General features: G+C 53.4%; 15 protein-coding genes. 9 read left to right on the top strand and 6 right to left on the bottom strand.

The window, feature by feature from the left end:
- Positions 1-38: 38 nt before the first annotated feature.
- From WCX19_RS03235 to WCX19_RS03225, 3 genes are all read right to left on the bottom strand, one after another.
- The gene (locus WCX19_RS03235; protein ID WP_373004908.1) at positions 39-614 is read right to left on the bottom strand and encodes an FmdE family protein; all 576 of its coding nucleotides are present in this window, start codon (positions 612-614) and stop codon (positions 39-41) included.
- Positions 615-676: 62 nt separating this feature from the next.
- Positions 677-1,579 carry a class I SAM-dependent methyltransferase gene (locus WCX19_RS03230; protein WP_373004905.1) on the bottom strand — a complete coding sequence of 301 codons (903 nt, stop codon included), beginning with the start codon at positions 1,577-1,579 and terminating at the stop codon, positions 677-679.
- A gap of 178 nt (positions 1,580-1,757) precedes the next feature.
- Positions 1,758-2,087 carry a hypothetical protein gene (locus tag WCX19_RS03225; RefSeq protein WP_373004902.1) on the bottom strand — a complete coding sequence of 110 codons (330 nt, stop codon included), beginning with the start codon at positions 2,085-2,087 and terminating at the stop codon, positions 1,758-1,760.
- Positions 2,088-3,219: 1,132 nt separating this feature from the next.
- Between WCX19_RS03225 and WCX19_RS03220 the strand changes: the two genes are divergently transcribed.
- Positions 3,220-3,558 (top strand): hypothetical protein, encoded by a 339-nt coding sequence (locus tag WCX19_RS03220; RefSeq protein ID WP_373004899.1) that lies wholly within the window; start codon positions 3,220-3,222, stop codon positions 3,556-3,558.
- Positions 3,559-3,562: 4 nt separating this feature from the next.
- Here the strand turns inward: WCX19_RS03220 and WCX19_RS03215 are convergent, their stop codons facing one another.
- Entirely contained in the window at positions 3,563-4,144 is a 582-nt protein-coding gene (locus tag WCX19_RS03215; protein WP_373004896.1) for a carbonic anhydrase, read from the bottom strand.
- Between the two features lie 384 nt (positions 4,145-4,528).
- Here WCX19_RS03215 and WCX19_RS03210 point away from each other — a divergent pair, with 384 nt between their 5' ends.
- The 8 genes from WCX19_RS03210 (at position 4,529) to WCX19_RS03175 (ending at position 13,394) form a co-directional block, all read left to right on the top strand.
- A complete protein-coding gene (locus WCX19_RS03210; RefSeq protein ID WP_373004892.1) occupies positions 4,529-5,227 on the top strand; it encodes a GNAT family N-acetyltransferase in 699 nt (232 codons plus the stop codon).
- Between the two features lie 113 nt (positions 5,228-5,340).
- A complete protein-coding gene (locus tag WCX19_RS03205; protein ID WP_373004889.1) occupies positions 5,341-7,290 on the top strand; it encodes a proton-conducting transporter membrane subunit in 1,950 nt (649 codons plus the stop codon).
- Entirely contained in the window at positions 7,287-8,228 is a 942-nt protein-coding gene (locus tag WCX19_RS03200) for a respiratory chain complex I subunit 1 family protein (RefSeq protein ID WP_373004886.1), read from the top strand. The genes WCX19_RS03205 and WCX19_RS03200 overlap by 4 nt, the downstream gene beginning before the upstream one ends.
- Positions 8,225-8,926: a hydrogenase subunit gene (locus tag WCX19_RS03195; RefSeq protein ID WP_373004883.1), complete on the top strand. Its 702-nt coding sequence runs from the start codon at positions 8,225-8,227 to the stop codon at positions 8,924-8,926. The genes WCX19_RS03200 and WCX19_RS03195 overlap by 4 nt, the downstream gene beginning before the upstream one ends.
- Positions 8,923-10,404 (top strand): proton-conducting transporter membrane subunit, encoded by a 1,482-nt coding sequence (locus tag WCX19_RS03190; protein ID WP_373004881.1) that lies wholly within the window; start codon positions 8,923-8,925, stop codon positions 10,402-10,404. The genes WCX19_RS03195 and WCX19_RS03190 overlap by 4 nt, the downstream gene beginning before the upstream one ends.
- A complete protein-coding gene (locus tag WCX19_RS03185; protein ID WP_373004878.1) occupies positions 10,405-12,000 on the top strand; it encodes an NADH-quinone oxidoreductase subunit C in 1,596 nt (531 codons plus the stop codon).
- A gap of 11 nt (positions 12,001-12,011) precedes the next feature.
- On the top strand, positions 12,012-12,530 hold the full coding sequence (locus tag WCX19_RS03180) for an NADH-quinone oxidoreductase subunit B family protein (RefSeq protein ID WP_373004875.1): 519 nt from the start codon (positions 12,012-12,014) through the stop codon (positions 12,528-12,530).
- Between the two features lie 75 nt (positions 12,531-12,605).
- Positions 12,606-13,394 (top strand): alpha/beta fold hydrolase, encoded by a 789-nt coding sequence (locus WCX19_RS03175; protein ID WP_373004872.1) that lies wholly within the window; start codon positions 12,606-12,608, stop codon positions 13,392-13,394.
- Between the two features lie 96 nt (positions 13,395-13,490).
- Here the strand turns inward: WCX19_RS03175 and WCX19_RS03170 are convergent, their stop codons facing one another.
- Both WCX19_RS03170 and WCX19_RS03165 read right to left on the bottom strand, forming a co-directional pair.
- Positions 13,491-14,816 carry an AIR synthase-related protein gene (locus WCX19_RS03170; protein ID WP_373004869.1) on the bottom strand — a complete coding sequence of 442 codons (1,326 nt, stop codon included), beginning with the start codon at positions 14,814-14,816 and terminating at the stop codon, positions 13,491-13,493.
- A 63-nt stretch (positions 14,817-14,879) separates the two neighbouring features.
- On the bottom strand, positions 14,880-15,842 hold the full coding sequence (locus tag WCX19_RS03165) for a tetratricopeptide repeat protein (protein WP_373004866.1): 963 nt from the start codon (positions 15,840-15,842) through the stop codon (positions 14,880-14,882).
- Positions 15,843-15,902: the final 60 nt, after the last annotated feature.

The following is a 15,902-nucleotide window of genomic DNA, read 5'->3' as shown; positions in this document are numbered from 1 at the left end:
TCCTGACCTTCTGCAGATTCCCGGAGGTCATATCTTACTCACTCAATAACCGAATAGTAGGATTCTCCGGCACAGTTCCTGCACAGCACCCTCCCGTTTACTACCATATGCCGGTTATCCGAGATCTGCTCGCCGCATTTGCTGCAATTGGCTTTTTCTACCGGAAATCCCGGGAGGTCTTCTTTTTTGATCGTAATCCTGACGTGCTCAATTTTCAGGATCTCATCTTCCGGGACTTCGGAAAGTAATTTGAGGAGGTCTTTTGGACCGAGCTTGTCATGTTCAGCACGGTTCTTCTCATTAACCGCTACCCGGATGGCGTTTCCGTTCCGGGTATCGACAAATGTGGCGGCAAACTTCCCGAAGTCCTTGTGCTTGAGAGTGCGGTGACCAAGCGAGCAGCCGGTGATTGCCTGTACCGCATCGGTACCGCATCGGTCGATTTCCATATACACGATCAGGTTGCGAGCCGGTTCTGTGGGGGTCATCCCCAGCTCGCGCAGACCGGCAATGGTCAGCCGTGTCCCAAGAACAATACCCGGACAGACATGCCCGTGAAATTCTTTTGCTTTATTAAACAGTATATCGTAATCGCTCATTTCAGTCATCTTCATCGAATCCTGTAGTGTGGTGCATCGGGGCTGCAAGGATTTTTGCAAAGGGAGAATCTCTCCGGTTATTCCTTACGGCCGCTGTTTGTCCACCAGATATGTGCTCCAAGGGTTTCCTCTCCGAGGACCAGTCCCTGCGCATCCTGCCGCAGGACCGACTGGAAATAATTCCTGACCGTTTCCTCATGGGCAGCGGTGGTGCAGTTCAGCCGTCGGGTGAATTCTTTAACTGCATCATCTACGTTCGCATAAACCGGCGCCGGGAACTTTACCTCAACCTGCACGTTCGCATAGATACCCATCTCGCACAGAACCTGCCAGAGCCAGTCGGCCGTGGGTTCCCCGGGGAATTTACCGCCGTGAAGCAGCGGCCATAGATCTTTGTTCACCTGAACCCATGCGGGAGAAGTCATGAACCAGAAAAGGTGAACTGTCCCGGTACAGCAGGTCTGCATTTTTGCCAAAGCCTTGCCGATGTCCATCATTGTAAGAGAATACGATGCAATAATCACATCAAACGGCCCGCCGAGTTCCTTTACTGTAACATCCTCCCAGCGGTTGGGGAAAATCCTGATGGTATCAACCCCGTTCCCGCGCATGTTTTCTGATAGTGCTTCCCGCATGACCGGTGAGGGTTCGACAACCGTGACCTTGCAGCCCCGGACTGCAAGCGGTACCGCGTAGGTCCCCGGGCCGGCGCCGATATCAAGGACGCGTGAACCGTCAGGAATGTCCATTGCGATTAACCGTGCATCCTCGGTTTTCCTGTGCGTTTTTCTGCCTTTCATGTAGACAGTATGGATCATTTTTTTGTTCGCCCAGAACTCCCGTGGATTGCCATAGTTTGGCACGGCGCAGTGGGCAAGTTTCAGCTGTCGCCACTGTTCCCTCCAGAAGAATGGATCGTTGATGGGGGCCGTAAGGGATACACCTTCGGATGGTTTAGGGGATAGGGATCGCGGTTTCATGTATACTCTATATCTTGAACTTCATCTGTTTAATAACTACAAGTTTTAATTCCGGGACCAGAACCCGCCCAAAATGTCAGTGCAAGTACCAATCTTGTCTTTGAAGATATGCGGCGATACAAAAAAGAAAATTCGCTTTTCATTTTGTGTACTGCTTGCGAGATATGAGCAGGATTCATTATTCCCAATCCTCCTCGTACGCATCCTGCGTGGATGCGGTTCCTGCAGCATTTTCCGGGCTCTTCAGTAGATCCTGTGAGGTGCCGGTAATTATTTCCACGGTAACGTCGAGATAATTCCCTTCAATTGTTATCTGGAACTGGCCTTCTTTGTATACCGGGATATACCGGGGTCCTGGTTCTGAAGTGTATGGCTCGGTGACTGAGCTGTCATCATGGGTGGTTGTGCCGGTAAATGTATACTTGCCGGTATCAGAACTGTACTCGCGGCCATACCCGTCCTGTACAACAATCTGCTGGGTCTGGTTGTCCCTTACGGTAATAGTCATATACACGGAAAGAATCGCTAAAGAAAGCAGTTGACCGGGTCTGAAAGGATCCAAAAAGGTCTGTACAAGATCTGAAGATTCCGGAATAAGCTCGCCAAAGTTCCCGGACTTTTTAAAAATTGTCCGGCAACGTTATCGAACTTTTCTAAAAATCTCACCAAAGTTATCGGACTTTTTGAAAATAGTCCCACAAGGTTACCGGACTTTTCAAAAAAAGTTTGCGAGAGTTAGGGAACTTTCCGAAAAAAGGCCGGCAAGGTTATCCAACTTTCCGAAAAAAACTCACCAGAGTTATCGGACATTCCAAAAAAAGTTCGTTGAAGTTCGCGGACTTTTTAGAGAATATGAGGGGTCAAAACACACCTCCCCACGTCAGATCATTCAGGAGCCTTTGCCGGACTTTCTAAAAGAAGGCCGGCAAAGTCACCGGACTTTTTAAAAATAGTTCGCCAAAGTCATCCAACTTTTCAAAAATTGTCTGGCAAAGTTACCGGACTTTTTAAAAATAGTTCGCCAAAGTCATCCAACTTTTCAAAAATTGTCTGGCAAAGTTACCGGACTTTTAAAAATAGTTCGTCAAAGTCATCCAACTTTTCAAAAATTGTCTGGCAAAGTTACCGGACTTTTTAAAAATAGTTCGCCAAGGTCATCCAACTTAAAAAAAAAGTCCGGCAACGTTATCGAACTTTCCGGGAAAAAAACCGGGAGGCGACCCCGACCTCCAAAAAAATCGGTAACCCCCCTCCCCCCTGCCACCCGCACCGCAGAAAAACAGATCGGACCGATCAATTTCAAAATCGGTCGGGGTGGCCTCCATCGTTCCAGTTTCGTGACCTGTATTTCCACTGAAATTTCAGACGAGAAGGGGTGGTCGCCCCGACCGTACTCACGGATCGGTCGGTCCGACCGATCGTACACATTGGTCGGGGCGACCTGTGATCCACGCGTATCTGAGGTCGCCCCCCTCCCCCCTACCTCCCGCACCGCAAAAAAACCGGTCGGTCCGGCCGATCCTTAAAAGAGGTCGCCTCCACCCCCCATACACCATTTTTAGAACCCGGCAAAAGACCGGGCCGTATCGCTCTGCCCCAATCCCAATACTAAAAATACCGTTCGCGCCAACCTATCGTACATGAGTGACACCATTCTTGTCGAGATCGTCGGGCTGAAATATTCTGAGTGTTCACCGTTTCCCTGTGACGAGAACCGGACCTGCGGCCTTTCTGAATGCCACCCGTCAGGAAAACTCACAAAAGCGTTTGAGGCGTTAGAAAAAGTTCTAAAAGAGACCTATGGCGATCGGGTGAACGTCAGACTCACCCTCATTGATGACCAGGTTCCCGATCATATCCGCACAATACTCGAAAAAGAGTATCCCCCTGTCCCGATGGTTCTCGTGAACGGAAAACTCATCCGGATCGGGAGGATCGCCCTTGACCGGATAAAAAATGAAATTACTGCATACCTGTAATTTTTCAGGTAACCCGTGTCAGGGCACCGGTGCCGAGATCATAATAAAGCCCGTGAACCTGCACCTTCTTCTCATCCACCGCCTTTTTTAAGAGAGGATAGGTATGCAGGTGTTCAATCTGGAGCCGGACATTTTCCTGTTCGATGAGCTTGTAACGCTCTTCCTGTTCGAGCGGTGTCTTCGGCGGGGAGATCGTTTTATCGACCCGGACTTTTGCATCACGGGCATTGTTCAGCCAGAGAGGAATATAAGAATCCGTGCTCTCATGATCCAGTGCCCGGATCGCCCCGCAGTTTGAATGTCCGCAGATCACTACATCGTTCACGTGAAGATGGGATACCGCATATTCAAGCACCGTTGCGAAGTTCCAGTCGTGGATCGGCACAATGTTCCCGATATTACGCTGGATAAAAAGTTCTCCTGCCTTGGCCTGCGTGATATGCCCGGTCTGTAACCGCGAATCCGAACAGCCAATCCAGAGCACAGTCGGGTGCTGCGCGTTTACCAGTTTGCGGTAGTGATCGATATTCGGCGTAAAATCAGATTCCCGGAATTTGTAATTCCCCAGTAACAGATTATCAATCATACATATGTCCTCTATGGTAAACCTGCACGCATTGCACATCCATAGTAATTTTTACTCCAATGGGAAGGGTCTTAAATATTGTTATTTTCTCCAACTGTGAAATCTGCAGCAAAATTTCAGTTTTTTCTGCGTTTAGACCAGCAAAATCGCTTTTTTTATGCATTACTACCTATTCTGTTCCCGGACGCGCATAATTGCAATTTGGTAATTAACAAGCCCGAATTCAGAAAAAATCGTAAATTCTGGCATCATTATCGATTTCAGGATACTGTTGCCGGAACCGGATATCCTTCCGATAAGGTTATTTTCTCACAAAACGGCACAACCTATAAATTAAAACAAATGTAATAATAGAAGACTTTCATCCTCGTGATGCCGGGGCAGATGCATCCTCGCTCATCACGACATTTAAACGCAAATAATCGGGAGAACCGCAGTACGCCAGCACTGTCGACAGGAATTAAAACGGAGCCCTCCGGAGAAGATACGACACTGCTCGTACTTTATGCGCTTGCAGGAGAGGAGGCAGGGAGTTTTGTCACATTCCGCCCTCATCTTATTCACCGGATCCAGCGGCACTTCTTCACACCGGGAAGCGCCGCGGCAGCTCACCAGGTTCCCGGTACCGTAAATGTTCGGGAACTCTCCCCTCACGAAATGGTCCGTGCTGAAGAAGAACTCTGGATCCACTACCACCAGCAGAAAGCAAACACCGCAACAGACCGGCTTTTTGCGGCGTTTGCCGGAACGCAGCTTGTCGGGGTCGCACGCTGCTCCCGGCACCCGGACGGTTTCGAAGTGGACGGGGTGTACGTGCTCGATGAATACCGGCGCCGGGGTTTTGCCCGGTCAGTCATGAAACAGTTGATCGAAGAGTGCGGCCGGCACGATACCCTGTACATGCATGCAAAGACGGAACTCATGGACTTTTACGGGGACATGGGGTTTTACCCGATTCCTGAGCCAGACCTCCCAAAGACGATCCGGGACCGGTTCGGGTTCTGCATGGGCAACCTTGCGGGAATCGATGTGTGTCCCATGAAACGCGATCCGTCTGCCGGGAACGGAGAACAGAATACCTAGGAATGTATGATGACACCCCGAACAAGGTCCCGGAATATATGCGCGGTTGACAAGCTGCCGCGTCCGTTGCGTATGCGGAGATTCCCGAGACGAAGGACCATCCGGAGGATCTGATGCTGAACCTGCTTTTTTACGTCGTCATCGTCCTCTTCCTTGCCGGCACGCTCGTCTCCCTGCTGGGCGCCGCACGCGATCTCCGGATCGTCCGTATCCTCTCGCTTGCCTGCACCACCCTGGCCTCGATACTCCTTGCCGCACTTTCGCTCCTTATCCTTGTCACCGGTGTGCCCTTCACACCTGCGGCATGGCAGTTGTTCCCCGGCTTTTCCGTTGAGTTTTTCATCGACCGGCTCGCCGCGTTCTTCCTCTTCCTGATCGGAATGGTCTCCTCCTGCGTGGCGGTCTATACTGCGGGGTACGTCGAGCACATGGAAGGCGGAAACCGCCGGAACCTGCTCTGCGGCTGCATCAGCCTTTTTGTTCTCTCCATGGCGCTAATCGTCGCCTCTGAAAACACGATCTCGTTTCTGCTCTTCTGGGAACTGATGGCAGCGGTCTCCTTCTTCCTTGTCATGTATGAGTATTCACAAGAAGAGACGAGAAAAGCCGGGATCTTCTATTTCGTCATGACCCACCTCTCCACGCTCTTTGTGATGCTGGGGTTCATCGCACTCTACTATGCATCCGGGTCGTTTGCAATCGCCCCGCTGCACACCACTCCCGCGTCGCTGCCCCTCGTTACCGCCGCGTTCCTCTCGCTCTTTGTGGGTTTTTCCATCAAGGCAGGGATCATCCCGTTCCACAAGTGGCTCCCCTATGCCCACCCGGCAAGCCCGTCACCGGTGTCGGCACTGATGTCGGGCGTGATGCTCAAGGTCGCCGTCTACGGCCTTATCAGGATCATCATCACGGTCTTCTCACCGGATCTCTGGTGGGGTGTGCTGATCCTCATCGCTGGCATTGCGTCCGCGGTGCTCGGCGTGATTTACGCGCTCAAGGAACACGACATAAAAGGGATGCTGGCGTACTCAAGTATCGAGAATATCGGCATCATCTTTGTCGGCATCGGCCTCTTTGTGATCTTCTCCTGCTCGGGACTCGCGATGCTCGCCACCCTCAGCCTGATTGCGGCACTCTTCCACTCCCTCAACCATGCGCTCTTCAAAAGCCTCCTCTTCCTCACGGCGGGATCGGTGGTGCATGCCACGCACACCCGGGACATCGAGAAGATGGGAGGTCTCTCCGGCAAAATGCCCTGTACCTCGGTACTTTTCTTTACCGGCGCGATCGCAATTGCCGCTCTGCCCCCCCTGAACGGTTTTGCAAGCGAACTTTTGATGTACATCGCGTTCTTCCAGTCCGTAACCGTGGTCGATCCCCTCATCAAAGTGCTCCTTTTCATCTGCCTTGCCCTCTTTGCCCTCACGAGCGCACTATCGGCGGCCTGTTTTGTGAAAGCGTTTGGCTCCATCTTCCTTGCACAGCCGCGTTCAAAGGAGAGCGAAGCTGCCCGTGAGGTAAGCCTCCCGATGCTTGTCGGCCCTGCCATTCTTGCCACCGCATGTGTCATCCTCGGCGTCTTTGCGTTCCAGATCCTCACCGCTTTTGGCTATGCGCTTCCCATCCCCGACCTGTTCCTCGTGAGCATGCTCCTCCTCATCATGGCAGCACTCACGTATGTTGTCCTGTATTTCACGGCTTCCCGCGAGGTCCGGATCAGCGAGACCTGGGGATGCGGTGCGAAATCGCAGCCCTCGTCAACAGAGTATACCGGGCACGGGTTTTCGGAGCCGATTGTCACCATTTTCTCCTCGATTTACCGGACAAAAAAGGCCGGTACAAAGAAGTACTACGACCAGCACGACTGCATCTTTGCAGAAGGGACCGCGGAGATCCGGCTCCTGAAGTTCTTCGAGGAATACCTGTATCTCCCCATTGCACGGGGGGCGACCCGGGCCACCCGGGGGATCGCCCGGATACAGAATGGCTGCCTTGACACCTATCTCCTGTACGTGTTCATCGCCGTGGTTGCGATTATCCTCTTTCTGGGGTGGTCGGCATGACCCCGGATTTCCTCGTGTACGGCGTTATAAACACGCTCTGCGTCGTGCTGCTCTCTCCCCTCTTTGTGAGCCTTATAAAAAAGGTCAAAGCATGGTCGCAGGGACGGGAGGGCCCGTCGATCTTCCAGACCTATTACACGCTTGCAAAACTGCTCAGAAAAGAGGTGATCTATTCCCCGAAATCTTCGTGGATCATGAGGATCACACCGTGGGCATGCATCTCCGCCATCCTTGTGGCCTCCCTCTTTGTCCCGCTCGTTTATGTCACGGAACCTGTCGGGGGTATCGGGAACATTATTCTCTTCCTGTACCTGCTGGTGCTCGCCCGGTTCTTCATGGCCTTAAGCGGCCTTGACGCGGGCAGCTCGTTTGGCGGCATGGGCAGCTCCCGGGAGATGAGCATATCGGCGGTCATTGAACCTACGACTATCATCGTCTTTGCCGCACTCGCGTTTGTCTTTAAATCCCTCAACATCATCGACATGGTCACGGTCGCCTCCGTTGCAGGAATCCCCGTGAGCCCGACACTGATCCTGATCGGGATATCGCTTTTTATCATCCTGATCGTCGAGACCTCGCGCCTTCCGGTCGACAACCCGGAGACCCATCTTGAACTGACCATGATCCACGAGGGGATGATCCTCGAACAGTCAGGCAGGAACCTCGCGCTCATGGAACTTTCGGCAGCCATCAAACAGACCCTCCTCATGGCACTTCTCATCAACCTCCTCGTACCCTGGGGCCTTGCAACCACGCTCTCCGTCGCCGCCATAGCGGTTGCAGTCTGCCTCTTTGCGGTAAAATGTGCGATCCTCGCCCTCATCATCGGGCTCTTTGAGGCTTCCACGGCAAAGATGCGGTTCTTCCGGTTGCCCGGCCTCTTTATGATGGCTTTCTTCTTCTCGACCCTCACCATCATCATCGAGGTGTTTGCATGACTGACCCTGCGTTTTTTGAAGGCATTATCAAGATCCTGTTTGTCGGCGTCATCATCACGGCCGCGTATATCATCACGACTAAAAACCTCATCACTCTCGTTCGGGTCTACGCGCTCCAGTCGCTCATGCTCGTCGCCATCGCGCTTGCACTCTACTGGTATGAGGGGACAACCATCCTCCTTGAAATTGCGCTCATCACGCTGATCTTCAAGGTCATTATCATCCCGTATTTCATTACGACCATCCAGGAAAAGATCCGGATAAAACGGGATATCGAATTCCATTTCCTCAGCCCGACAAGCTCGCTTTTGATCTCGCTTGCGCTGATGCTCCTTACGTACATCACGCTCTCCCGGATCTTCCAGGATACTCTTGCAAAAGGGAGCACCGGGGGCCACTTTTTCTTTGGCGCAGTGATCGGGATCTCCCTTGTCCTTATGGGCATGATGGTGACGTTCTCCCGGAAAAAGGCGATCACAAAAGTGCTCGGGTACCTCTCGATGGAGAACGGGGTACTGCTCTTTGGCCTCTTTGCGACCGAACTCCCGTTTATCATCGAGTTCCTGATCATCATCGATCTGGTCATCCTCATCCTCCTGACCACCATCCTCACGGTGGGCATCGATTCGACGCTTGAGGAGTACCACAACCGGCTCCACCGGTTCTACCTCTGGGAAGAGCAGGAGGAATCGCCATGATTGTTCTCGCCTACGTGCTCTCTGCATTAGCAGCACTGGTCCTTGTCGCCGTCAGCCGCACCCACCGGCAGATGAACCTGGCCGCCATCGGCCTTGGCTTGTTCTATGGGGCAATCACCGGGTACATCCTCCTGTGCGTCCAGATTCCGGTCGACACCTTCACCGTCGGCAGCGGGTACTTCTTCATCGACCATCTCGGGCTCTTCGAGGTGATCGTCGCCACCGTCATCTTCACGCTTGCTGCCGTGTATGCCCGGGGGTATGTCGAGAACCTGCTGGCGAGTAAAGAGCTGGAAACAGGGAGCCTGAAGCTCTTTTATGTCGCGTGGTGCTTGCTCGAACTGGTCATTGTCCTTGCATTTTACTCGGACAATCTCGCGCTCTTCTGGATATTTGCCGAGATGACGACGATCATCTCCGCACTGCTTGTTGCCATTCTCTCGGCAAAAGAGAACATCGATGCGGCGCTCAAGTATATTTTCGTCGCGTCGGTCGCGATGCTCCTTGCCTTTGTCGGGCTCATCTTCCTTTTTGAAATTGCACGCTCTACACTCGGGACCGGCACCCTGAACTGGACGGTCCTGATCCAGAATGCCTCGGCATTTCCCCCGGGGATGACGATCGCCGCGTTCACGCTCATCTTTGTCGGGTTTGCCGCAAAGTCCGGCATCTTCCCCTTCCACACATGGCTTCCCGAAGCCCACGCAAAGGCGCCGTCTGCGGTGAGTGCCGTTCTCTCCGGCGTACTCCTGAACGTGGGCATCTACGGGATCATCCGGGTCTATGCCATCGTACATCAGACATCGGCATTTACCACCATCACTCCCTTGGTACTGCTCTTTGGCGTCCTCTCGATCGCCATCGCTGCACTCTCCATGCTGCCGGAGAAGAACCTCAAGAAACTGATCGCATTTTCAAGCATCGAAAACATGGGTATCCTGCTGGTCGGCCTTGCGGTTGCCACCCCTCTCGCACTCTTCTGGGTGATCTTCCACGTGATGGCACATGCGTTTACAAAGGCCTCGCTCTTCTTCTCGGCCGGCATCCTGCACCGGCAGTACAGGAGCCATCTCTCGGCAGACGCACCCGATGACATTCACGATGTATTCCGGTTCCAGCCGCTCGCCGCGTGGGGGATCATCCTCGGGGGACTTGCGATCATCGGCATGCCGCCGTTTATGGTCTTCTTCTCAAAATTATTCATCCTGCTCTCGCTCGGATCCATCTCTCTTGGGGCACTCGCGCTTGTCCTTGTCCTCATCTTTATTGCCACGGCTGCGATCGGGTACTTTGTGATCACCGCGTTTACCCGGGTAACCCCGCCGGGTGAACCTGTGGATCTCGTGCCCTACCGGACACCACTGAGCATGAAAGCACCCATTGTGATCCTGCTCGCACTCATCCTCATTCTCGGGATCCTGTTTCCGTCGCAGGGATGCACGTTTATCAGCCAGATCGTAACGGAGCTGAGGTTCTAAATGACCCCACCTGAAATTCCCACAGATGATGCCGCAACCGGGGCGATTCGCGAGTTGTTCGGTGCGGCTGCGGTGCCTGCCCGCATTACATACGGGTACAACCGGGAATGTTCCATTGATGTGAGCGAACCGGAGTTTACTCTTGCCATCCCGTATCTTGCCTCCCGCAAATTTGTTTTGATCAGCCTGTTCTGTGTCGAAGGTTTCAGAGAGGAGGCGCGACATTCAGTCCTGTATGTGTTCGAGCGAAAAGGGAGCATCCTTATCCTTGTCCGGAATATCACGAATGGCCGGGCAACGTCCATTGCCACCATCTTTCCCTCTGCCACCTGGCCGGAGAGGGAATGCAGGGACGGGTTTGGGATAGAATTCGATGGCGCGTTTGACACCCGGCGGCTTTTCCTGCACGAGATCTACCCGGCAGGGTTCCACCCGCTCGAAAAATCATTTCCCGATACACCCATCACAACAAACGACAACGTGAGCGCGAATGATGAGTACCCCTTCCGTAAGGTGACGGGTGAGGGCGTCTACCAGGTACCGGTCGGGCCGGTACATGCCGGCATCATCGAACCCGGCCATTTCCGGTTCAGCGTGATCGGGGAGACGGTCTTCAACCTTGAGATCCGTTTGTTCTACACGCACCGTGGTATCGAGAAACTCGCCGAGGGAAAAGACCCGGAGGACTGCACAAAGATCGCAGAAGCGGTAAGCGGCGACGAATCGGTGGCAAACGCGACCGGGTTCTGTATGGCAGTCGAACGGCTCTCGGGGATTACAGTGCCCGACCGTGCATGGCACCTGCGGACGATCCTCTGCGAATCCGAACGAATCTGCTCGCATCTCGGCGACCTGTCAGGAATGCTCACCGATGTTGCGTTTCCCCTGGGGGCCAGCCAGTTTGCGGTGCTGCGCGAGGAGATGTTCCGTGAGAACGGGAAACTTGCCGGCTCCCGGTTCCTGCGGGGAATGCTCTGCATTGGCGGCGTCAAACGGGATATTCCCGCAGGTGCACTTGCCGCATTCAGGGATTTCCTCGTACAGTTCAGGAAACAGTACAAGGTCGGGCTTTCCATCGTGCTCTCGACACCCTCGGTGATCGACCGGTTCTCCCAGACCGGGATCATTAAAAAGCAGTTGCTGCGCCCGCTCAATATCACGGGGCCTGTCGCACGTGCATCGGGAGGCGTGGTTGACGTCCGGGTGAATCACCCGTACGGGATATATGACCGTTTTACTCCGGTGCCCCATCCCCTCCGGGACGGGGATGTCCTTGCCCGGTTCACGGTAAAGGCAGCGGAGATCATGGACTCGCTTGACCTGATCCTAAAGGTGATCGACGCGATACCGGACGGAGCGATCACGAGCGACGAGCCGATCCGGGACGGCTATGCACTGGCACTCGTTGAATCAGCACGGGGACAGACCCTCTGCTGGGTAAGGGTACAGGACGGGAAGATTGACAGGTACAAGGTCAGGACTGCCTCCTACTGCAACTGGCTTGCAATAGAGCACGCGGTACCGGGTAATATCATCGCCGACTTCCCGGTTATCAACAAGAGCCTGAACCTGTCTTATGCGGGGACAGACCTTTGAGGTGAGACGAGATGGTAAACGCATTTTCCTGCCTCTTTAAAAAGAAAGTGACCGAAACAATTCCATTGCCTGACGAAGAGATCGAAAGGATCGGCCGGGAGATCAAACGGGAGATTGACGCACGGTTCGGGCGCAGTCTTGTAATCCGGGAACTGGATGCTGGCAGCGACAATGCAGCCGAGATCGAGTTAAACAACCTCTCGAATGCATTCTATGATGTGGAACGGTTTGGCATCACGTTTGCAGCCTCACCCCGTCACGCAGATGTCCTGATTGTAACAGGCGCGGTCACTCACAATATGGAGATAGCGGTCAAGAAAACCTACGACGCGATGCCATCACCGAAATTTGTTGTGGCTGTCGGGGACGACGCCTGCGATGGCGGAATCTATAAAGAGACGTATGCGGTACTTTGCGGGGCGGACAAAATTTTACCGGTCGATCTGAAGATCCCCGGTAATCCACCTACACCCAAACAGATTCTTACCGGGCTGCTTGCCCTTATGCGAGCGGCCGGAAAAAAACCATAATAACCCGTGCCCACGTCTGCCCCCTTTTTTGAATCGGGAATACTTTATACAGGAAAACGATAACCAGATACCTGTATGAGCGTTCGGAAATGGGGGACAGGACCCTACCCGGTAGCTGTTATCCATGGTGGCCCGGGCGCCCCGGGCGAGATGGTAGCGGTGGCCCGGGAACTTTCGGAAGTTAAAGGAATTCTTGAACCATTCCAGACAGAAACCACTCTTGAAGGACAGGTAAGGGAACTACGGTCTGTCCTTGAGAGGGACGGCAGGGTACCGGTCACCCTTGTGGGATTCTCATGGGGAGCATTTTTATCATGGATGGTTGCCGCCCGGTACCCGGCGCTCGTTGGCAAGTTGATCCTTGTGGGCAGCCCGCCTTTTGAAGAGCAGGATGCGCTCTCTATAACAAAAACACGGCTCGACAGGCTTACACCGGAGAACCGCATGAAAGCGAAGGCACTGCTGGAGCAGCTGGAAAAACCTGAAGATGATGGAAAGGAGGGAGACAAGAATGCACTCCTTGCCCGGTTGGGAGACCTCCTTGCCTTGGCGGATGCCTGTGACCCCCAGACCACAGAAGACAAATCATTTTATTGCCAGTACGACGTTTTCAAAGGCGTCTGGAATGAAGCGTGTGAACTCCGTCGCAAAAAGACACTCCTGTATATGGCAAGGGAGATCACCTGTCCGGTGATCGCAATTCACGGGGATTATGATCCCCACCCGGCCGCAGGAGTAAATATCCCCCTCGCGCGGGAACTTAAAAACTTCCGGTTTATTCTCCTGAAAAAATGTGGCCACCGACCCTGGATCGAACGGAATGCCGCTGAAGAATTTTATCGTATTCTGGTGCAGGAAATCTAAAAACAAGAACCGTTATCGGGACCCAAAAGATCCTCGGTTATTGAATTCCACCTGAATCTCGTTTAACATTTCAGGGACCAGAAACAAATCGGCCATTCATCTCTTTTTCTTCAGCAGTTCAAGCACCCGTTTCTTCTTTGCAATGGCGGCTTCCGACGCCCGCAGTACTTCTTTTTTCATCGTCTCGAAATCCTGGATGTCGGTATCGACTACTTTTTTTACCGGGGTATACGCCGACTCCCGGAACCGGGGCTGGAAATCATGTTCTTTCCCGTCAGTCATCAGCACCGATGCCGGTTTTCCCGCTTCCACATACCCGATTTCATGGCAGTTTACACCGGTCGACCGGATTACCTGTTTAATCGCGTCAGCAGCGGACTGAGGGGCAACGATCAACAGTGCATCGAGCGAGACACCGAGGAAATCGATCTCAAGTGCCTCAAGCATCTCCCGCACCCGGGGATTGACAAGGGATCGCGTATCTTCCTCCCGTACTACCATCCGGCACCGGGCGGTTTCTGTCATCTCAAAAATATCGCCCCGGAGCCCCCCGTTCGTGACATCGGTCATCGCATGGATCTGATCAAAAACCGGGCTTTTGATCAGCGCCTCGCAGGTCACGAGGAAATTGAGGTTGATGGTCTCTTCCACAACTTCGGGGAACCCGGAGTAAATGGCGGCAGTCGCAATCGTCCCGCCGCCTGCACCTTCGGTCATCAGGAGCACGTCGCCGGGCATGGTTGATTTTCTGGCGGTCAGATGACGGGCCACACCGACACAACCTACACAGCCAGTCAGCCGGCTTCCAAGGACCATGTCTCCCCCGATCCGGAGCGTTGAACCGGTCACAAGGGGCACATCCATTGCCTCACCGACCGTCGTGATCCCTGCGGTGTAATCGAATATTTTTGCTACATCCCCGTCATCGGCCACATGGATGTCAGAAAAGAGCATAATTGGTTTTGCCCCCATGACGTAGAGATCCCGTAGTGTCGCACGGGTCACATGGAACCCGGCAAGATAGGGATAATCCGAAAGCCGCGAGTGCATCCCGTCAACAGTACAGACGATATACTCCCCGCCGGCTTTAACCGCCCCGGCATCGTCCATCTCATCCACGCCGACAGATGCATTGGTCTTACCGATAATACGGGCAATTTCCCGGTGTGCAAAAAAATCCCCTTTTCCCCGGGAGCCGACCCCGAACTCCCCCATTTTAACCCGGGCCGGCTCAAACTCAAAAAAGTCTCCGGACAGCCCCAGAGTGTTTTTAACCTCTTCAACAACCGCACGCGCAAAGGCTTCTGTGTATGCAGGTCGGGTATTCTTTATTTCCGTTATACGCCCGGTGAGGTTTTTTACAAGAGTATTTTCATCCTCACCGGCCGCGAGATGCATGCGGACATATTCCTCAACATCCATATCTCCGTATTCGTGCCGGTGCCATAAATAACTCAAGGGTATTTTTTGACCGGTGCCGGGCACTTACCGGCGCAGGATACCCAACACGTCCGAGAAACAGCGAAGGGCGTCGTCAAACTTTTTTGCTTTTAAGAGGGAAAGGCCTTTGACAATCCCTTCCCTGACATCACGAACATCAATATAATAGGCCTGATCAAATGCCCGGGCCGATTCCTCCAGCCTCCCCAGCATAAAGCAGGAGTTACTTAACACCACCCATGCATCGGCAATCGTGGCATCGTACGCAAGCGCACGCTGCAGGCACTGAACTGCTTCCTCATGCAAGCTGAGCATGGAGAGCGCAAGACCTTTCCGGTAAAGTGCTCGTGAGTGATCAGGATGAATGGCAAGCGCACGATCAAGTGTCTCTACAGCCTCACGGTACTTTTTCTGATTGATAAGGGCAATGCCCCGGTTGAGGATCGCAGAAAAGTAAAACGGGTATATTTTAAGAGCCCTGTCGTAGCAGGATATCTCTTCGTTATATTTCTTCAGTTTCCCGAGTGCATAGCCTTTGTTTACCCACGCCGAGAGGTACCGGCCCCGCAGGTCGAGCGCCCGGTCGCAGCACTGGATCTCTGCTTCGTACCGTCCCAGCATGCCAAGGGCAACCCCCTTGTTGTTCCATGCGGCTGCATTTTGGGGATCGAGTGCAAGCGCCCGGTCGCAACAAGTCACTTTCTCTTCGAACAGGTCAAGTTTTCCCAGGGCAAATCCCTTGTAATTCAATGCTTCAATACAGGCCGGATCAATATTCAGGGCCTGATCGCAGCACTCGATCTCCTCCTGGAAACGTCCCAGTTTTCCCAGAGCAAATCCGCGTCCCGCCCACGCAGAAGCCAGTGCCGGATTAATCGTAAGTGCAAGAGTAAATGCCGTAAGCGCTTCGTCATGCCTGCCATCCCGGCCCAGTGCAAGACCTTCCCGGTAATATTCCATAGCTGACAGCGAACTGCTGTTTTTTTCATCGGTTGATGTCAGGACCATTTTCCTCGGGTGCAGTCTACAGTAATCCGGTTCATGCACAAAATTGCGCAAGGGGACTCT

It is taken from the genome of Methanoregula sp. (assembly GCF_041663825.1).
In the GTDB taxonomy this organism is placed as follows: Archaea; Halobacteriota; Methanomicrobia; order Methanomicrobiales; family Methanospirillaceae; genus Methanoregula.
The sequence above is the reverse complement of the archived record's forward strand: the minus strand, read 5'-3'. Positions and strand labels throughout refer to the sequence as shown.